This is a genomic window from Klebsiella sp. GW_Kp181 (assembly GCF_040062315.1).
GTDB lineage: Bacteria > Pseudomonadota > Gammaproteobacteria > Enterobacterales > Enterobacteriaceae > Klebsiella > Klebsiella oxytoca.
Map to the genome: position 1 here is coordinate 1 of NZ_JBEAFR010000059.1, position 19,220 is coordinate 19,220.

At 61.4% G+C, this 19,220-nt stretch carries 16 protein-coding genes; 4 read left to right on the forward strand and 12 right to left on the reverse strand.

Translation table 11 applies throughout. The features are described 5' to 3' along the window. Nucleotides 1-72: 72 nt before the first annotated feature. On the reverse strand, nucleotides 73-1,272 hold the full coding sequence (gene mtnK / locus ABLV11_RS14410) for an S-methyl-5-thioribose kinase (protein WP_348855372.1): 1,200 nt from the start codon (nucleotides 1,270-1,272) through the stop codon (nucleotides 73-75). Nucleotides 1,273-1,374: 102 nt separating this feature from the next. Between mtnK and mtnA the strand changes: the two genes are divergently transcribed. Beyond that, a complete protein-coding gene (mtnA, locus tag ABLV11_RS14415; RefSeq protein WP_032727941.1) occupies nucleotides 1,375-2,403 on the forward strand; it encodes an S-methyl-5-thioribose-1-phosphate isomerase in 1,029 nt (342 codons plus the stop codon). Between the two features lie 50 nt (nucleotides 2,404-2,453). On the opposite strand, the gene ABLV11_RS14420 is transcribed toward mtnA, so the two are convergent. The 7 genes from ABLV11_RS14420 to codB all read right to left on the reverse strand — a co-directional run bounded on the left by ABLV11_RS14420 (nucleotide 2,454) and on the right by codB (nucleotide 11,018). Beyond that, a complete protein-coding gene (locus ABLV11_RS14420; protein ID WP_017146374.1) occupies nucleotides 2,454-3,722 on the reverse strand; it encodes a histidine-type phosphatase in 1,269 nt (422 codons plus the stop codon). 25 nt (nucleotides 3,723-3,747) lie between these two features. Next, nucleotides 3,748-5,109 (reverse strand): MFS transporter, encoded by a 1,362-nt coding sequence (locus ABLV11_RS14425; protein ID WP_064372252.1) that lies wholly within the window; start codon nucleotides 5,107-5,109, stop codon nucleotides 3,748-3,750. A 107-nt stretch (nucleotides 5,110-5,216) separates the two neighbouring features. After that, the gene (locus ABLV11_RS14430; protein WP_004100102.1) at nucleotides 5,217-6,026 is read right to left on the reverse strand and encodes an inositol monophosphatase; all 810 of its coding nucleotides are present in this window, start codon (nucleotides 6,024-6,026) and stop codon (nucleotides 5,217-5,219) included. A gap of 121 nt (nucleotides 6,027-6,147) precedes the next feature. After that, the gene (locus tag ABLV11_RS14435; protein WP_029496856.1) at nucleotides 6,148-7,137 is read right to left on the reverse strand and encodes a LacI family DNA-binding transcriptional regulator; all 990 of its coding nucleotides are present in this window, start codon (nucleotides 7,135-7,137) and stop codon (nucleotides 6,148-6,150) included. A gap of 145 nt (nucleotides 7,138-7,282) precedes the next feature. Then, nucleotides 7,283-8,521: a cytosine deaminase gene (gene codA, locus ABLV11_RS14440; RefSeq protein WP_004100106.1), complete on the reverse strand. Its 1,239-nt coding sequence runs from the start codon at nucleotides 8,519-8,521 to the stop codon at nucleotides 7,283-7,285. After that, nucleotides 8,518-9,753 carry a PucR family transcriptional regulator ligand-binding domain-containing protein gene (locus tag ABLV11_RS14445; RefSeq protein WP_064372254.1) on the reverse strand — a complete coding sequence of 412 codons (1,236 nt, stop codon included), beginning with the start codon at nucleotides 9,751-9,753 and terminating at the stop codon, nucleotides 8,518-8,520. The genes codA and ABLV11_RS14445 overlap by 4 nt, the downstream gene beginning before the upstream one ends. A 2-nt stretch (nucleotides 9,754-9,755) precedes the next feature. After that, entirely contained in the window at nucleotides 9,756-11,018 is a 1,263-nt protein-coding gene (gene codB, locus ABLV11_RS14450; protein ID WP_023320550.1) for a cytosine permease, read from the reverse strand. 519 nt (nucleotides 11,019-11,537) lie between these two features. Here codB and ABLV11_RS14455 point away from each other — a divergent pair. The 3 genes from ABLV11_RS14455 to ABLV11_RS14465 are packed head-to-tail and all read left to right on the forward strand — an operon-like array spanning nucleotide 11,538 to nucleotide 14,696. Then, on the forward strand, nucleotides 11,538-12,149 hold the full coding sequence (locus ABLV11_RS14455) for a methylthioribulose 1-phosphate dehydratase (RefSeq protein WP_023320551.1): 612 nt from the start codon (nucleotides 11,538-11,540) through the stop codon (nucleotides 12,147-12,149). Nucleotides 12,150-12,174: 25 nt separating this feature from the next. Then, nucleotides 12,175-13,671 (forward strand): FGGY-family carbohydrate kinase, encoded by a 1,497-nt coding sequence (locus ABLV11_RS14460; RefSeq protein ID WP_126488775.1) that lies wholly within the window; start codon nucleotides 12,175-12,177, stop codon nucleotides 13,669-13,671. Further along, nucleotides 13,668-14,696 carry a 2-hydroxyacid dehydrogenase gene (locus tag ABLV11_RS14465; RefSeq protein ID WP_126488777.1) on the forward strand — a complete coding sequence of 343 codons (1,029 nt, stop codon included), beginning with the start codon at nucleotides 13,668-13,670 and terminating at the stop codon, nucleotides 14,694-14,696. Before ABLV11_RS14460 ends, ABLV11_RS14465 begins: the two co-directional genes overlap by 4 nt. A gap of 38 nt (nucleotides 14,697-14,734) precedes the next feature. On the opposite strand, the gene ABLV11_RS14470 is transcribed toward ABLV11_RS14465, so the two are convergent. From ABLV11_RS14470 to ABLV11_RS14485, 4 genes are read right to left on the reverse strand one after another with little or no spacing between them, the layout of a single operon-like run. Further along, nucleotides 14,735-15,679, reverse strand: a complete 945-nt coding sequence (locus ABLV11_RS14470; RefSeq protein ID WP_126488779.1) for a sugar kinase — start codon at nucleotides 15,677-15,679, stop codon at nucleotides 14,735-14,737. 11 nt (nucleotides 15,680-15,690) lie between these two features. Next, nucleotides 15,691-16,692, reverse strand: a complete 1,002-nt coding sequence (locus ABLV11_RS14475; protein ID WP_024273906.1) for an ABC transporter permease — start codon at nucleotides 16,690-16,692, stop codon at nucleotides 15,691-15,693. Further along, entirely contained in the window at nucleotides 16,692-17,678 is a 987-nt protein-coding gene (locus ABLV11_RS14480) for an ABC transporter permease (protein WP_004100123.1), read from the reverse strand. Before ABLV11_RS14480 ends, ABLV11_RS14475 begins: the two co-directional genes overlap by 1 nt. Then, entirely contained in the window at nucleotides 17,675-19,180 is a 1,506-nt protein-coding gene (locus ABLV11_RS14485) for a sugar ABC transporter ATP-binding protein (protein WP_162680237.1), read from the reverse strand. Before ABLV11_RS14485 ends, ABLV11_RS14480 begins: the two co-directional genes overlap by 4 nt. Nucleotides 19,181-19,220: the final 40 nt, after the last annotated feature.

Consider the following 19,220-nt stretch of genomic DNA (forward strand, 5'->3'; position numbering starts at 1 on the left):
GATGGCTTGCATAACGGGAGGTGTCCATATACGGCTAAGCGCAGCGCGAGCCGGGAAAGGCTGGACGGAGATTCAACCGTACTGGCGAATTCGCGCAATCAGCTCATCCACGCTGTCGATGCGATCGGCAATCACAATCAGCGCTTTACCCAGCGTGATGGCGTGGCGCAGGCATTCATGACGCATGGCTTCGTCCGGGATAGAGTCGATATCCGCCACGTGTGATAGCCCGACGCTGCGGCGAATCAGCTCGGTGCCGCAGAAGCCCACCGCGTCGGCCCACACTTTCTTCAGAAATGAGGAGGCATAGCCGGGGCAGGCCAGCGCCACGTCGCGGGATTTCTCCGCCGCCAGCGCCTGGAAACACTCGGCAAAGGTGGTCCAGAACTGCTGTATATCGTTGAGGCGCTGTTCGCGAGCGGCGGCGGCATCGCGAATGCCCAGATGCCCCGGCAGACCGCAGTAGTTGAGCAGCAGGTTGCCGATGGCGGTGCCGATATCGAAGCCAATCGGGCCGAAAAAACCGAACTCGGCGTCGATGGCCTTAAAGCTGCCTTCGGCGACGAAAATTGAGCCGCTATGAATATCGCCATGCAGTAACGCTTCGGCATGGGAGAAGAACCGGTGCTTGAGCGCGGCCACCGCCAGCTTCAGCTGGGCATCTTCTCGCAGGGCGGCGACGTCGGTTTCCAGCGCGGTTGGATAGCTGTTGCGCTCATGAACCTGATACGGATCGTTAAAGAACAGATCCTCGGTGATTTCGCACATCTCGGGGTTGATAAATTGCGCCACCTGGGCCTTTTTCTCGTGAGGATGCAGATAAAAGTCGCTGGTGTGGAACAGCGCCTGGGCCAGGTATTCCCCCAGTTGGCTGGCGGCGCGCGGGTAGTAAACGTTGTTAATCAGCTCACCGCGCCAGATGCGGTGATCGGAAAGATCTTCCATCACCATCACCGCCAGCTCGGGATCGAAATGCACAATCCGCACCGTGTGCTGCGGGCAGTGCTGATGGTGAGCCACCAGGGTTTGCGCCTCAAGGCGCGCGCGGTCAAGGGTCAGCGGCCAGGACTCTCCTACGCAGCGCACGTAGGGCAGCGCCTGCTTAACGATAATCCGGCTCACGCCCTCGGTATCAAAAATTTTAAACACCAGGTTGAGGTTGCCATCGCCCACTTCCTGCGCGGACACCAGTTCTGTCGGATTATCGATACCGCCAAATTGTTGGGCGTAAGCCACCGCATCGCTGGCCGTGAAAGTATGGTATTGCGACATTGCCTCGATCCTCAAAATTCTGATTAAGCCGTTCAGACGTCTATACTTCTGGATTTCATCCTGACACAATGTGATACAACAACGCAACAGGGATTTAACTAAATGCAGACACTACAGACCACCAGCCTGCGGGTAAGCGAAAATCAGCTCTTTATTCTTGACCAGCAGGCCTTACCGCAGGAAAAACGCTGGCTGGCGGCGGATAACGTCGAATTGCTGGTGGACCATATTCACGCCCTGCGGGTACGCGGCGCGCCGTTGATTGGCCTGTCCGCCAGCCTGCTGCTGGCGCTGCTGGCGCGGCGCGGTCTGACCCGCGATGCGCTATCTGAGGCGCTGGAGACGCTGCGCGCCGCGCGTCCAACGGCGGTGAACCTGATGAATAATCTGGATCGCATGAAGCTGGCGCTGGCGGAGGAGCACTATCCGCAGGCGCTGGAAGCGGAAGCGCTGCGCCTGATCGCCGAGGATAAACAGCTTTGCGCCAGCATCGCCGAGGCGGGCAGCGCGCTGGTGACGCCGGGTAGCCGCCTGTTGACCCACTGCAATACCGGCGGCCTGGCGACGGCGGGCGTCGGCACCGCGCTGGGGGTGATTGCGCTGGCGTATCAGCAGGGGAAAGTGGCAAACGTCTGGGTGGATGAAACGCGCCCTCTGTTGCAGGGCGGGCGCCTGACCGCCTGGGAGCTGGGTGAGCTGGGGGTGCCGTATCGGCTGATTACCGATTCGATGGCCGCCAGCCTGATGGCGCAGGGCCAGGTCGATGCGGTTTGGGTGGGCGCTGACCGTATTGCCGCCAACGGCGACGTAGCCAATAAAATCGGCACCTATTCGCTGGCGGTTCTGGCAAAATATCACCAGATCCCGTTTTACGTAGCCGCGCCGCAAACTACCCTGGATCGCCATTGCCCGAACGGCGCGGCGATCCCGATTGAGCAGCGGGCAGCCGCCGAAGTCACCGGCGTCGCCGGCAGCTTTGGCGCGGTGCAGTGGGCGCCGAAAGAGGCTGCGGTTTACAATCCCGCGTTCGACGTCACGCCCGCAACGTTAGTCAGCGGCTGGGTGCTGGATAGCGGCGTGGTCACCCCGGAGCAGGTCGCCGCCGGGGCCTTCAAACCAGAAAAAGCCTGAACCTGAGCCAAAAAGCGAAGCGACCGCCAAAGCTTCGCCTTCTACTTATTTTATGGCAGCACCATCTCCACCGCCGGAGCGGACTGCGGGTCGATATTGCGGCCCAGCGCGGTCAGCGCCGCCTGGTAAGGGCACAGCGTCCCGACATCGGTCGTCTGGCAGCCCGCCTGACGCCACTCCTGGCGCAGCAGCGGATGCTGGCTATCCGGCGTTTGCAGGCGGCGCAAATCGTCCAGACTTTGCGCCTGGAAGTAGACGCGCAGGTAGCGCTGACCGCTGCGGGTATCGCGCCAGCGTTCCAGCACCAGGCTGCTGCCCGGCGGGATATTGCCGCGGCTGTACCCTGGCAGCTGCCAGCTAAAGTCCATTAACGTCCGCACCATGGCGATATTCGTATCGTGCGCCACCAGCAGCAGCCAGCGCACGTTCGGCGCGGCGCTCTCTTTTACCCCTTCAAGCATGGCGTTGAGCAGAATCGAGCCGCGTTTTTGCGCGGTATAAAACACATCGTTGCTCAGATCGTAGTTCTCCGTCAGCAGCGGCAACAGGGCGGTTATCTGGCTGGAACGGGTAATATGGCCCCACGCCAGCTGGCTGAGAGGCAGGTTCTCGCTCCACCCCAGACGCAGCGTCTCAACCATATTGGCCATCACGCTCAGCCCGCTAATCGAGGTTTTGCCGCTTTTGCTCTGCTCCACCTGCCACGGTAGATCAAACACCGGGCAGGGCTTATCGGGTACGCAGACCGCGTTTTTCAGCAGCTGAATTGCCGGAGCCAGCGCCTGCCGACGCTGCGCCAGATCGCCGGCCTTCTTCTTCACTTCCGCCAGCTGGCGGGCGGGATCGGTTTGCGTAGCGGCAAATTTGTCGGTCTGAAACAGCGGATCCGCGTCGCCGCTGACGTGATGAATCATTACGCCGCAGCCGGGAAAGGCGCCGTCCACCAGCGCCTGGGCGGTGGCCCGCGTACGCTGCAGGGGGCTGGCGCGAACATAAATCTCACCGCTCGCCGGGCAGCCTGCCGTCAATAGCCCCAGTTGGCGAAAGCGCGCGCCCTCATCGCGCCCCTTATTGACGACGGCGGCATAGCCGTGGCCGGTCAGCTCGCCGTCGTGGGTGGTCCACTGCGTCCACGGACGCTGGGTCGCGGCTTCGATGGCCTCCCGGTTGCCCTCCGTCGGCGGACGAATGCCGTGGCGGCTGAGTTCAACCACTTTTTCCAGCGCATACTGCGTGGCGGCATGGCCCGGTGCGGCCAGCAGCGGCAGAGCGCAGGTAAGCAGCAGGCGTAGCAAAACCTGATGTCGTACAGGCATCATAAAATCTTCCTTATAAGTTAAAAGGTTATGACGAGAATGAGGTCTGACGTTCTATCGCGTGTCGCCTGGCGACAATCGCAGCGGTGGTAAAACAGAATAGCGCGGACACGAGGCCGGTGCCTACCCAAAACAGCGACAGCGTACTGAAGTCATATAGCGTTTTGCCGTTTTCGATCATTGAGGTTTTATCGATGATGATGCCGGTGAGAAACTCGCCGAGTCCCGCCCCCGCGTAGCTGGCGATACCGATAGTGCCGAGCGCGGCGCCCGCGGCTTTACGCGATGAAATATCAACCGCGATCAGTCCGCCAAGGAAGCAGGTCAACGCTCCGATGGTGGCGCCGAAGATAATCATCGCCAGAATATCGGTGTAGTAGCCGTGCGGCGACCAGAGCATCAGCGCGAAGCCGGCGGTGTTGAGCAGGCTGATAAACCCGGCCATCACGCTGCGGTTACGCGGGAAAAAGCGGTCGGAGAGCATCCCGGCGATAATGGTTCCGGCAATACCCGCGATAGCGTTGACCCCGATAATCCCGGACGCTTCGAGAGTAGAGTAGGCTTTATCCTGTTCCAGAAAGAAGATCCCCCACGAGTTCACTGCGTAACGGTCGATATACATAAACGCCGAGGCCAGGGCCAGCGTCCACAGGGCCGGGTTACGCAGCGCCAGCAGCTGGTTTTTAAATACCGAGCCGCGGGCTTCCGTCTCCTCCTGCGGTTCATCGCGAATGACGTTGATGGGCGGGAAGCCGCAGCTTTGCGGCGAGTCGCGCATAAACAACAGCATCAGCACCACCCCGGCGGCGCCGAGCGCGGCGGTCGACAGGTAGCCCATCTGCCAGCCGAATCCGGCAATCACCGCGGCGATCACCATATAGGTCATCGCTTCGCCGATGTTATGCGCCGTCGACCAGATCGCGTAAAAAGTGCCTCGTTCTTTACAGCCGTACCAGCGCGCCAGCGATACCACGCACGGGCCAACGCCCATCGACTGCGCCCAGCCGTTAATCCCCCAGAAGATTGCCAGCAGCATGGCGTTGCTGGTCATCCCCATCATCAGGTTCATTCCGGCGCTTAGCAGTAGCCCGAGGCTCATGTAGCGCACTACGTTGGCATGATCGGCAATAAAGCCGTTGACCAGCTTGCCGATGGCGTAGCTGAAAAATAGCGTTGAGCCGATCATGCCCAGCTCCGTTGGGGTTATGCCGAGTTCCACCAGCGCGCTTTTGGCGACGGTGAACGATAGCCGGCAAACGTAGAACGTGACGTACGCCAGGGTCATGGTAATAAAGGTTTGCCAGCGCACGCTGCGAAAGCGCCGCTCATCGAACTCTCCGCTCGCTTTGGGCGGCGAAGCGCGAAAAAATGCGATAATTCTTCCAGACATAATGGTATCTCCGAAGGTCGGAGGCCTGACTGATTAGTGTGGTTCGTCCGTGAGGTTTATCGTCGTTGTGTAGAGTACATAATCAGATAAAGCCTGACCCGATACGGTTAAGGTAATGGGTGACAAAGCATGTTTTTTAATTGTGGGTAGAGCGTCTTGCTGGCCAGCAGCAGCGGGTTGCCGTGACGAATCCCGTCGTTTGCCAGATAATCGTTGCTAAGGCCGCCCGCTTCGCGCATCAGCACCAGCCCCGGCAGCCCGTCCCAGGGGTTCATATGCGGTTCGTAGTAGCCGATAAGCCTGCCTGCCGCCGCCCAGGCGCTCATCAGCGCTCCGGAGCCGTTGCGGATAAACATCCCGCCGTCGCTCAGCAGCGCATCGAGGAAGGGCAGAAAGAGCGCAGGCGTCACGCGGTGCGAGGTGCCGACGCCCATCACTCCCTCTTTGACCGTCGCACCCGGATGCGGCGCGACAGGCGCATCGTTAAGCCATGCGCCCTGGCCTTTCAGGGCGTGGAACAGCTCGCGATGGTTGGGGTCGTACACCACGCCGATAACCGGTTCCCCGTCGGCGACGATAGCCAGCGACAGGCACCAGGTATGCAGGCCGTTAAGAAAACAGCTGGTGCCGTCGATAGGATCGACAACCCACAGGACGCGGGCGTCCGGCATCTGCGTTCCGCTCTCTTCGCCGAGAAAGCCGTCCTGCGGGAAGGCGTCCATAATGCGCTGCTTCACAAACGCTTCGACCTGTTTATCGGCGACGCTGACCACGTCCTGCAGGTCATCGCCTTTATGATCCACCGCCAGCCGGTCGCGCTGCTGATAGAATTCGAACGCCAGTTCCGCGCCGGCCTGCGCCAGCTCGCAGGCCAGGCGGTAGCGGGCCTGCAGTTCATGTAATTCCAGTGATTTCATCGTAACTCCCTATTTTGCACACGTGTGCAATTTGCCTGAAAAAAACAGCCCCGAAGGGCAAAATGAGTGTGGATGGATTAAAAAAATTATTCTGTGATCGCTCCGGCATAAAATGAATTTTTCATTTTGTACTTTGACGAACGATCAGTTTCACCGGCACTTCACGATGGCGTGACGGCAGACTGAATTTGGCGATCCGCGTGACCAGCAGATCCACCGCATGGTGGGCGAGCAGGGCAGTATTTTGCTGCACGGTAGTCAGCTGATAGGGCTGCCAGTCCGCCTGCGGGATATCATCGAAGCCGATAATAGCGGGTAGCGAAGCGGCGGGGTTGTCTGCCCGCAGACCGTCCAGGGCGCCGAGCGCCAGCATATCGGTGGCGCAGAAGAGCGCCTGCAGCTGCGGATGTGCGGCAAGCAGCTGTCTGGCGGCGGCAAATCCCGCCTGATAGCCGCTGCTGTCGCAGAAGTGCGCGGCGATCTCCATGCCCTGGCTATGGGCAACAAACGCTTCGTAGCGCTGGCGGGTGCTGAAGTTATCCAGACTTTCGCCGATAAACCCGGCCTGGCGCCACTGGCGCTGAGTACACAGGTCGGCGACCAGCTTCGCGCCCTGCGCGTTGTCGCTGCACACGCGATCGCAGCCGGCCAGGTCGGCGTGGCGGTTGATAAGGGTGACCGGGATTTTTCGCTCCAGATACTCCTCCGCCAGCGACAGCGGCGGCGCCCCGGAGGTAATAATGACGCCTGCGACGTGATAGCTCAGCAACTGTCTGAGCGACGGGGCGAGCTGCTGCGGATCGTCGGCGTTCATCAGCAGCGGCATAAAACCGTTGAGCGCCAACTGGTGGACCAGCGGCGACAGCAGCTTACTGCGGAACGGGTTATCAAATCCGGCGGTGACGATGCCGATAAAGTTGCTGCTGCCGGTGTTCATCGTGCGGGCGATGATATTCACCTGATAACCCAGCGTTTCCGCCGCGGCGAGAACCTTCTGGCGGGTTTTTTCCGCCACCGACGCGCCGGGGGTAAAGGTGCGGGAAACTGCGGAACGGGAGACGCCAGCGAGCCGGGCAACGTCCTCTGCCTTAATCCATTTTTTTTCGCTCATAGTATCAGGGTACGGGTTGTCCTCAGTGAGCCCGCGCCGACGCAGGAGCCCATCGTCGGCACGGAAAAAGTAGTAAGAAGGTACCACATAAATCCTCCGGCGAGCAGCGGGTTGACGCGGCACAGGTACCGCGCCAACGTCAGGCTTATGCCGGATAGCGAATCTGCTCCGCCTGGCGCTGCAAAATAATCTTACCGTGACGAATGGAGGTCAGCACTTTTGCCTGGCGGCGCAGTGCGTCATAGTCGTTTTCCGCATCGAGGATCAGCAGGTTCGCCGGGCGCCCTTCGGCAATACCGTAGTTATCGCCGAGGCACAGCGTGCGGGCGCTGTTATCGGTAATCAGATCGAGGCAGCGTTGCAAATCTTCGTATCCCAGCATATGGCAGATATGCAGCCCGGCGTCGAGAATGCGCATGATGTTACCGTTGCCCAGCGGGTACCACGGGTCCTGAATGGAGTCCTGGGCGAAGCAGACGTTGATCCCGGCGCGGTCCAGCTCCGCCACCCGCGTCACGCCGCGGCGTTTCGGCCAACTGTCGAAGCGCCCCTGCAGGTGAATGCTTTCGGTCGGGCAGGAGATAAAGTTGATGCCCGACGCTTTGAGCAGGCGGAACAGCTTCGAGCAGTAGGCATTATCGTAAGAACCCATAGCACAGGTATGGCTGGCGGTGACCTGCGCGCCCATGCCGCGCACCCGGGCCTCTTCCGCCAGCACCTCCAGAAAGCGCGACTGCGGATCGTCGGTTTCATCGCAATGCACGTCCACCAGGCAGCCGTGGCGCTGGGCCAGGTCCATCAGAAAAACCAGCGAGCTGACGCCCTTATCGCGGGTGTTTTCGTAGTGCGGGATGCCGCCCACCACGTCGGCGCCCATTTCGATGGCGCGGGTCATCAGCTCGCGTCCGCCGGGAAAGGACTCAATGCCCTCCTGCGGGAAGGCGACGATCTGCAGATCGATAAGATGAGCCGCCTCCTTTTTCACCCTCAGCATTGCCTCAAGGGCGGTCAGGGAAGGGTCGGTAACATCAATGTGGGTACGCACGTGCTGCACGCCGTTGTCGCGCAGCATGCCGATGGTTTTCAGCGCCCGCTGGCGGGTATCTTCGACGGTGACGCTTGCTTTACGCTGGCTCCAGCGGGCGATGCCCTCAAACAGGGTACCGCTCATATTCCACTCCGGCTCGCCCGCCGTCAGGGTGGCATCGAGATGAATATGCGGCTCGACGAACGGCGGGATCGCCAGCTTTTGCTCTGCGTCGATATCGTCGGCGTCAGCCGTCTGCACGGCGGTCTGCGCGGTGATGCTCTTAAACAGACCGTCCTCTAGCTCAAGGGTATAAAGCGCTTCTTGCTGGCGCAGACGCGCGTTGATAATTTTCATGGTTGTTCCCGTAAATGGTTTTGCAACATACGCCAGATCGCCAGGGCGACCGAGGCGTTGAGATGAAATTGCGGATGGCTGACCGGATAGCGGGTCAGCTTTTCAATGCGTTGGATACGCTGATGCAGCGTGTTGCGGTGGATACCCAGCCGCTCGGCGGCCCGGACCACGTTGCCGCTCTCCTGAAGCAGCGTTTCCAGCGTCTCCATCAGCAGCCATGGGCTTTTGCGATCGGGTTCGATCAGACAGCCGAGGGTGTCGTGCATAAAATCGCTCAGTAGCCCAGGGTCGCCGACGGCGGAGAGCAGCTTGATAAAGCCCAATTGCTGGTAGTCGCTGATACGCTGGGCCGGACGCAGGCTATCGCTGAGGTCCAACGCCTGACGGGCCTGCGACAGCGCGCGCTGATATTCCTGTAGCTGCTGCACCGGCGCCGAAAGGCCGCACAGCAGCGATAGCCCGTCGTCGCCCTCCGCCAGCGCATGCAGCCACGTCTGGAGCCACGTTTTCTGCTGATAAAACTCGCCCTCTTCATCCGGCAGCAGGAAGAGAAACATATTGCCGCGCTCGACCAGCGGAAAGGGATTGCCCTGCTGATTGAGCTGCTGCTGCAGGCGCTGGCGTACGGTGCGGCGGGCCTGCTGCAGCCAGGCCTCGGCCTGCTCCGGCGGAAACTGACGAAACAGGCGCTGGATACCTTCCAGCCGCAGCGCCGCTACCCGCAGCGGCCGGGTAAAGTCCAGCTGCTGGTGGAGCGCGCGCTGATGCAGAATTTGCAGGTCGGGAAAGTCGCCGGTTAACAGCTGCAGCAGAATATCGCGCTGCGATTGCAGGGCGTTTTCGCTGCGCACCAGCGCGGTACCGATGCGTTCGGTCACGATCACCATCTTCAGCAGATAGGGCTGTTCGATCAGCGGTATGCCCAGTTCATCGGCCAGCGCAATCAGGCGCGGCGGGATCGCCTGAATGTACGCATCGCCGGTGAGGATCACCATCCCGGCAATCCCGCGCTGCTTGCCCTCCATCAGCAAATGGATCAGGTTGTCTTCATCGCGGGGATGGTTGATCCCGGTGATGAACACCAGCTCCCCGCCCATGATCCATTCGGCGATATTTTCATTTTCCGCCACGTAGTACCAGCGCACCGCCAGCTGTAGCCCCTGCTTACCGGCGCGCAGGCGCATGGCGGAAAGCCCATCAAGGGCAAGGATTTCGCCCACCGTCAGGCTCATGACTACTGTTCCACGACGGAATCAGCGGCGGGCTGGCGTTTGCTCAGACGAGTCAGCGCGATATAGACCAGCGCGGAAACGGTGATACCGACCAGCGGGGCGATCCACGGCGAGAGGTAGGCCACCACCGCGCCCACGGCGTAGGCGCTAAGCCCCAGCCAGTTAAAACGCGGCAAACGGGCGGTGTGCAGCAGCGGGTAGCGGCCGCCGCGATAAAACCAGTAGTCGGCGAGGATCACGCCGCCGATGGGGGGAATGATGCTGCCCAGCAGCACCAGGAAAGGAATCAGCATTTCATACATACCGCCAATGGCCAGCAGAATGCCGACCCCGGCGGCGACTACGGTCAGGGTGCGGCGACGCTCGCTGCGCAGCAGATGGCAGGCCGCCGCCGAGACGTTATAAATCGTCGGCCCCTGAATGGTCAGCAGATTGAGGCACAGCATCACCACCGCGGCGACCGACAGCCCCTGCAAAATCAGCACTTCCACGATATCAGCCTGCTGGTAAACGATGGCGCACCAGGCGCCGGCGATAATCATTAGCCCGTTGCCGATCAGGAAGCTACTCATGCTGGCGACGATGGCGGTACGGCTGGAGTTGGCCAGCCGCGTCCAGTTGGTCGCCTGGGTCGCGCCGCTGGCAAAGGTGCCGAATACCATGGTGATGGCCGCAGACCAGCTCATGGTTTCGCCGGGTTGGATTTGGGTCATCGCCTGCCAGCCGCCGGCGTGATGGGCGGCAAGGTACATCGACACCACCAGCAGAATAAACATCAGCGGTACCGATACGCGCGACAGCGCATCCAGCCCCTTGTAGCCCACCAGCGCGGTGACGCAGAACAGGATACCGAACAGGATCATCAGCGGAATCGTCAGCGCCTCAGGAAGGGCGAGGATTTTGACCAGCGAGATGGCGACCGTCGCCGTACCCCAGGCGTACCATCCCAGCTCGGCGAAACCGAGGATAAAATCGGCGAGCTTGCTGCCGATTTCCCCGAAGCAAAAACGCCCCATCAGCACGGTATTTAGCCCGCTGCGCGCGGCAATCCAGCCGAGCGACGCGGCGTACAGAGCCAGCAGAAAGTTACCGATTACCGCAATCCACAGCAGGTTAACGATGGAGAAAGAGACGCCCAACTTGCCGCCCGCGAACATGGTGCCGGTGAAAAAGGTAAAGCTGAACAGAACCATCGAGATGGAAAATACGCCCTTTCGCCCGGAAGCGGGCGCTTCGACGAGCGGAAAATCATTGCTGTTTGACATGGTGGAACCTCTGAGTGGCTATCCGAATAGCGATGGCAGAGGGGTAGCAAGAGGTATGCCAAAAAAATCAAGGCACGCATAACACAAGAGGGTGGGCAATCTGCACATAAAATCGTATTTCTCGGTCGTCGATTGCCATCAATCTGTGCACAGTGCCATGTTTTGCACCATCGCGGGGCGCAGGGGTTGGCTTACGGTAGCCGCATAAATACCGGGCGGCGGCTGGCGCCTCACCCGCCCTGAAAGACCGTGCCGAATCGACAAATGATGTCAATTTTGCGCCTTTTCCCGCTGGAACGATTAGCCATCTTTTTAACACTCCGCAGCCGGTAATTTTGGCGTCATGAAAATGTGTAGTTGTATTGTTGTTAAAAATCGTAATTACATATGCATTTCTGATATAACCATTCTCAATGTAAGTCTTTCCTGAAATATTGTTCGCTTACGTCGGCGGTGTTAATATCGGATAAATAGCCATTTAGACGGCTAAATACAACATCGCTAAACTAAGGAACTGCTATGTGGCAAGAAAGACTCGCGCAACTGGTCACCACCTGTCATTGGATCGGTGCGAAAGGTTGGGCGCCCGCTACCGGCGGCAATATGTCGGTGCGTCAGGATGAGACCTGGTGCTGGCTGAGCGAGTCGGGGCGCGATAAAGGCAGCCTGACGACGGAGGATTTCCTGCAGGTGGAGATCGCCAGCAATAAAGCGCCTTCCGGGCGTAAACCCTCAGCTGAAACCGGCCTGCATACCCTGGTGTATCGCCTGTTCCCGGAAGCGAATGTCGTATTGCATGTGCATACCGTCAACGCGACCGTGCTGTCGCGGATTGAAAAAAGTGCCACCCTGGCGCTACAGGGTTATGAGATGCAGAAAACCCTGACCGGCCAGCACAGCCATCTTGATACCGTGCCGGTCGCCATTTTTGATAACGACCAGGATATCGACGCCCTGGCGGCGCGCATTGAAGATTATGCGCAGACCAACCCGCTGCGCTACGGCTTCCTGCTGCGCGGCCACGGCCTGACCTGCTGGGGCAAAGATATTCCCGAAGCCCGTCGCCAGCTGGAAGGACTGGAGTTTCTTTTCGAATGCGAGCTGATGCGCCGCCGCTACGAGCGCGACTAAATTTCCCTCCATCAACGGGTCAGGCATGGATTTTTATCTCGGAATTGATATCGGCACTTCGCGCGTGAAGGCGGTGCTGTTTGATCAACATTTTCAGGCGTGCGCCAGCGCGGCGCAGAACACCGGCCCGCGCCTGTCGGCCAACGGTGAAGCCGAACAGGATATGGCCCAGCTGTGGCAGTCGGTGGTGGCGATTTTGCGCGATATCGCGCGGCATCCGGCGCTGCAAAACGGGCGTTTACGCGCCATTGGCCTCGCCGGGCAGGGGGAGGGCGTCTGGCTCTGCGACGCCGAGGGCGAACCGGTCGGGCCGGGTATCCTGTGGAGCGACACCCGCAGCCGGGAACTGATGAACGAACTCCTCAGCCGCCCCGGTTTTGACCGCCGTTTCTTTGACGATACCGGTACCCATCTTCAGCCCTGCAACACCAGCATGCAGCTGTGCTGGCTCAAGCATCATCAGCCGGAGCGGCTGGCGGCGGCCCGCTATCTGTTCTTCGCCAAGGATTGGATCCGCTTTCGCCTCACCGGCGTCGCGGCGCTGGATCTCACCGATGCCAGCACCTCTTTGCTGAATCAGCAGAGCGGGAAGCTATCCGCGGTGGTGCTCAACGAGATGGGGCTGGCAGATTTACAACCTCTGTTTCCGCCGCTGCTGGCGCCGGACGCGCAGGCTGGGGCGCTGCGTGAAGAGGTCGCGGCGCTGACCGGGCTTCCCGCTGCTACACCGGTAGCGGCCGGCGCGCTGGATGTCTGCAGCGCGGCGCTGGGCTGCGGCGCGGTCAACGATGGCGACATTTATACTATTCTCGGCACCACCTGCTGCACCGGCATCGTCTGTCACGGTCGCCAGACGGTCAATGAGGGGACGCGCTACGTTACCCACACCGAAGCGGGCAGCTTTATTAACCTTTTTCCGATGCAGGCCGGGACGCCGAACATCGACTGGCTCCAGCAGCAGATTTCGCTGGATCCGGATTTACAGCAGCTGGAACAGCATATCGCCAGCGTCGAACCGGGCAGCGGCGGCGTCTTCTGGCAGCCCTATCTCAACGGCGAACGCGCGCCGTTCTTCAGCCCCGAGGCGCGGGCAGGCTATTTCGGCATTAGCCAGCACACTACCCGCGCAGAGCTGCAGCGGGCGGTATTTGAAGGTCTGGCTTACGCTATCGTCGACTCGCTTCAGGGCTACCCGCAGGGCGGCGAACTGTACCTGACCGGCGGCGGCGCGGCTTCAGCGACCTGGTTGCAAATTATTGCCGACTGTACCGGCAGAACGGTGGTTTCCAGTACTTTCAACGAGCTTAGCGCGCGCGGTGCGGCGATTCTGGCGGCGCGCAGCATTGATGCCCTCAGCCGCTATCCGGCGCTGGAGCAGACCCGCTATCGGCCCAATCCACAGGCGCACAGCCGCTACGTCGCGCTCTATCCGGTTTATCGCCTGCTACGCGAGCAGATGCTGCCGGTGTGGCACGCCCGCCGCGAGGCGCTTCAACGTATTTCTCAGGAACAACGCATATGAAAATTGTTTTTACCGCCGAACACGCCGGCGACCTCAGCGCTTTTCAGCAACTGGGCGAACTGCGGGTGGAAGGCTGGGCGCTGGGCAAGCCAAAGCTGAGCGCAGACCAATTGATCGAGCTGGCCCACGACGCCGAGGTGCTGGTGACCAGCTACGATGAGGTGACGGAAGCGGTGATCGCCGCCTGTCCGCGTCTGCAGGTGATCGCCTGCACGCGCGCCAATCCGGTGAACATCGATACCAAAGCCGCCCTGGCGCGCGGTATCCGCGTGCTCTATACGCCGGGGCGTAACGCGGACGCCGCCGCCGAGCTGACGCTGGGGCTGATGCTGAGCCTGGCGCGGCATATTCCGCAATCGCACGCGGCGCTGAAGCGCGGCGAATTCACCCACGCCGAAAACGCGGCGCAGACCACCCAGAGCGGACTGCGCCGCGATGTGGTGTGGGACGTCAGTCCGCAAAGCCCTTACGAAGTGTTTAAAGGCAGCGAGCTGCGTAACAAAACCCTGGGGCTGATTGGCTACGGTAATATTGGCCGCCGCGTGGCGCGCATCGCTCGCGCCTTTGGCATGGCGGTGCTGGTGGTGGACCCGTTTGTCGCCGCCGAAGAGATTAACGAGCCGGGGCTGCAAAAAACGACCCTTGAGGGACTGTTCCGCGAGGCGGATATCGTAAGTCTGCATCTGAGCAGCGGCCCGCACAGCGATGGCCTGGTGAACGCGGCGTTGTTGAATAGCATGAAGCCGGGCGCGCTGCTGATTAATACCTCGCGCGCGGCGGTCGTGGATGAAGAGGCGCTGATTCACGCGCTGCGCCACGGCCCGCTGGGCGGCGCGGCGCTGGATGTTTACCATCGCGAGCCGCTGTGGCGCGATCATCCGTTTGTCACCGAGTTGAATAACGTCATTATCACCCCGCATATTGCCGGGGCGACGCGGGAGAGCATCGCTAAGCATACGGCGATGATTGCCGCCGACCTTCAGCGCTATGTCACCGGCGAGCCGCTGCTCTATCAGTGGCGTTAACCGGCTTTTGCCGCCGCGCGATGCGGCGGCAAAGCTTGTTATCCGCGCCGGTTTGCCGCCATAAACTGCCGGGTATGCGGCCAGTCTACTACCCCGGCATCCGACCCCATCCCGGTCGCCACCAGCGCGGCGACGGCGGAAGCCACCTCGCATGCCTGTCTGACGCTTAGCCCGCGGGCCAGCGCGGCAATAAAGCCGCCGCAGTAGCTGTCGCCGCAGCCGGTGGTATCCACGGCATCGACCCGGTACGCCGGGATATGTTCAACGGCGCCGTTGTGGGTCAGCAGCCAGGAACCGTTCTCGCCGTCCTTCAAAATACAGGTCCCGACGCCAAGGGCAAAAAAGAAGCGGGCGATCGCTTCCGGCTGGGTCTCCCCGGAGAGATACGCCGCTTCTTCCAGGGAGGGCATAAAGTAGTCCACCGACGGCAGCAGCGGGCGCAGCAGTTCCAGGGTATGTTCATTGGGGGCAATTAAATCGAAGCTGGTGGTGACGCCGCGAGCCTTCGCCGCTTGCAGCAGAAGGGCGCTCTGCCCGCGATCCATCGCCGCCAGCAGGCCGGTGCCGCCGTGGTGCAGGAACCGGCAGTCGAGGACGGCATCAAACTCCTCTTCGCGGATAAAAAGCGTATCGGAAGCGCCCCGGCAGTGTAGCGCCGGGCGCTCGCCGTTGGGGCGGATAGGGAGGATCGTCGCCGACGTTTCCTGCTGCGCGGTACGCTGGACCAGCGAACAGTCGATTCCCAGCCGTGCATAGCTGGCGAGTATAAAATCGGCCTTTTCATCTTCGCCGAGGCAGGCCACCGCGGCGGTACGAATGCCCAGCTTAGCGGCATTAATATTGGCTCCGGCGGCGGTTCCGGCGGGGTTCAGACGAATTTGTTCGATAAAGGCCACCCCGCCACGCGGCGGGATGTCGATCACCGGGCGACCGGCGATATCCAGAATAGTCAGGCCGACAAAGACGGCGTCAAAAGCTGCCATAGGTGCTCCGCTTAACGGTGGGTCTGGCGCAAACGCGCCTGCCAGAAGGAGAGGGCCAGCGCCACTACCAGGATTACGCCAACCAGCGCATCTTTCACCAGGTAGTTCAGCCCCATCAGGTTCAGGCCGTTATCAATAATGGCGAGGAACAGCACGCCGCCGAGGGTGCCGGCAATGCTGACCCGGCCCAGCCGGTTAAAGGCGGTGCCGATAAAGACCGCAGCGATGGCATCCATCAGGTAGGCCTGGCCGGCCAGCGGCGTAAACTGGCGCAGGTTGGCGGATAGAATGACGCCGCCGACGGCGCACAGCGCGGAGGCCGCTACCAGCACCCACAGCATGGTCCGGCGGTCGCGGATCCCGGCGATACGCGCCGCTTCGCTGTTCTGACCGATAGCGCGCACGTACTTGCCGAACAGCGTGCGTTCGGTCAGCAGCCAGGCCGCCAACCACAGCGCCAGAACTATCACCACCGGCGTCGGAATTCCGGCGACGGTGCCGACCGCCAGATCGTGATACTCCGGCGCCATCCGGCGGTAGGAGATAGAGCCGCCGCCGTCGGTATAGATGCGCTCGGCGCTGCTGGCGATAAACCAGGTGCCGAGGGTGGCGAGGAACGGGCGAATCTGGCAGACAAGGATCAGGAAGGCGTTCAGCAGGCCGATAATCACCCCGCCGAGCAGCGCGCAGCCCACCGCCGCCTGCCACGGCAGGTGCCAGGTTTTCAGCGCCACCAGCGCAAAGGCGGCGCCGAAATCCAGCGCCACACCGACGGAGAGGTCAATCGCTCCGGCGCTAACGATAAGGGTCATCGCCATCGCCACGATCAGCAGAATCGCGCTGCCCTGCAGCAAATTGGCCCAGTTGTCGAAGGTCAGAAATACCGGGTTCGCCCAGCCGAACAGGGCAATCGCCAGTAGGGTAATGATGCCGAACCCTGCCCGTGATAGCCACGCCAGCGGGCTGCTGCCGGTTTGTCCCGTAGAGGGGGTCTTGAGCGTCATCTGGCTCATCAGTTGCCTCCTTTATGTCTGACCGCTGACGCCGCCAGCACCACGAGGATCAGGCCGCCTTTGATCGCGCCCATCCAGAAAATATTGACTCCCAGCAGGCCGAGCCCGTTAGAGAGCGCGTTGACCAGCACCGCGCCGAGCAGCGCTCCCCAGATGGTGACCACGCGACGCCGCGAGAACGCCGCGCCGATAAAAGTGGCAAGGACGGTTTCCAGCAGTAGCGGCGTCGCCGTGCCGCTCGAGCTGCCTGAGCCCTGGCTGAGCAGCGGTAAAATCGCCAGACCGGCGGCGAGGCCCGCCAGCAGCCAGACGAGAAGGGTTAAACGGCGAACGTTGAGCCCGCTCATCTGCGCCATATCGCGGTTACCGCCCACCGCCTGTAAATGCTGGCCGAAGCGGGAGTGGTGGAGCAAAAGCTGAAACAGCGCGAAGACCGCCAGCAGATAGAGAAGCGGCCAGGGAATGCCAAAGAGAGCGTTATCGCGAAAGGCCACCATCAGCGGGTCGCTTACCGCGATGCGCCGCTGGCCGGTCAGCAGGTCGGTCAGGCCGGTGAAGGCTACCGAGGTCGACAGGGTCGCCAGCAGCGGCGGCAGGCCTGCCGCCAGCACCAGCACGGCGTTGACCGCGCCGCAGGCCAGGCTCACGGCGACCAGCAGCAGAATCAGCGCCAGGTAAGGGGTGTTCCACTCCGCCATACCGAGGCTGAGTAACGCGACGCCGAGCACCGCGATGGCGGGCAGCGACAGATCGATACCGCCGGAAACCACGTCATCGCCGCCGACGGCAATCACGCAGACCAGGCCGAAACAGAGGATCGCCAGCGGCACGCTCTGTACCAGCATCATGCTGATATTCTGCCAGCTTAAAAAGAAAGGCGACTGCAGGCTGAGCCAGACCAGCAGCGCAAAAAAGAGAATCAGGGGGAATTTTTCGATAAGCGTCGTGATGCCCGGAAGGGGGCGGCGCTGAATATCTGCACTCATACCTGTTGTTCCTGTCCACCGTTAATCGTCACCAGCAGCGCGTCCAGCGTCAGCCCCCGGGTCGGGAGATTGGCCACCAGCTCGCCGCGCCACATCACCAGGATGCGGTCGCAAAGGCCGAGCAGCTCCGGCGCATCGCTGGATGAGACCAGCACGCCGCGACCGCGATCCGCCAGCTCGCGGGTGCGCTGATAAATATCGCTGCGCGCGCCGATATCCACCCCGAGAGTGGGTTCATCAAGAATAAAAAGCCGCGCATCGGTGCCGAGCCAGCGGGCAAGTATCGCCTTTTGCTGGTTGCCGCCGCTCATAAAGCGCACCGGCAGCTCCGGACGGCCAGGGCGGATGGAGAGCTGCTCAATCCAGCTGCGCGCTTTTGCCAGCGCCCGGCCGCGATGCTCCCAGCCGAAAGTGGCGGTCTCCGCTAGCGAGGCCAGATTGATATTGTCGGCGGTGGAGAAGGGGAGAATCAGCCCCTGATGGCGGCGGTCGCGCGGCACCAGCGCCATCCCCGCTCGGGTGGCCTGATACGGCGTGCGCAGCCGCTTCGGCTGGCCGTCGATGCTTATTGTGCCGCTGCGCGCGCGGCGCAGCCCATAAAGCAGATCGACCAGTACGTCGCGCCCGGCGCCCAGCAGGCCGGCGACGCCGACGATCTCGCCCGGCTGAATATCAAAGGTAATATCATTCAGATGGACGCCGTCGCTGAGATGGCGAACCGAAAGAACCGGCGCGGCGGCATCTACTCGTTGAGCGCTGCTCTGGCGTGGGGTATAGAGCTGTTCGATGTCGCGACCGACCATCATTTTAATCAGCGCGTCGGTGTCCTGCAGCAGCGCCCGGTCGGGATAGCCAACGACCTCGCCGTTACGCAGTACCGTGCCGCGATCGCAGAGGGCGGCGATTTCGTTGAGGTAGTGGGAAATATAGAGAATGCCGATCCCCTGCTCCCGCAGGCGCAAAATCGCTGAGGAAACCAGGCTGGCCTCCTGCGCTTCCAGCGGCGCGGTGGGTTCATCAAAGACCACCAGCTTTGCCGCGCCGTCAATCAGCGCCCTGGCGATCTGCACCAGCTTGCGTTCGGCGAGGCTGAGGTCGCGAATCAGGCGGCGGGGATTGATGTCCAGCTGCCAGCTGTCGCGGAAAAACGCTTCGGCGGCGGCATTCATCCGCCGCCGGTCCAGCGCGCCCCAGCGGGTGCGGTACTCCTGGCCGAGAAACACCGATTCCGCCACCGTAAAGTGGGGGATCAGATTGAGCTCCTGGTGAATGACGCGGATACCCAGCGCTTCAATCGCCGCTGGATTGCCAAGCGGCAGCGGCGCGCCGTCAAGGGTGGCGCTGCCGCTATCGGCCTGGTAGACCCCGGCGAGGATTTTTATCAGCGTCGATTTTCCCGCGCCGTTTTCGCCAATCAGACCGTGAATTTCACCGGGATTCAGAAGCAGCGTGACCGCATTTAATGCAGTCACGTTGGCAAAGCTTTTGCCGATCTGGTTCATCGCCAGACCAGCGGCGGGATTCGCCCCGCCGGAGGATTGA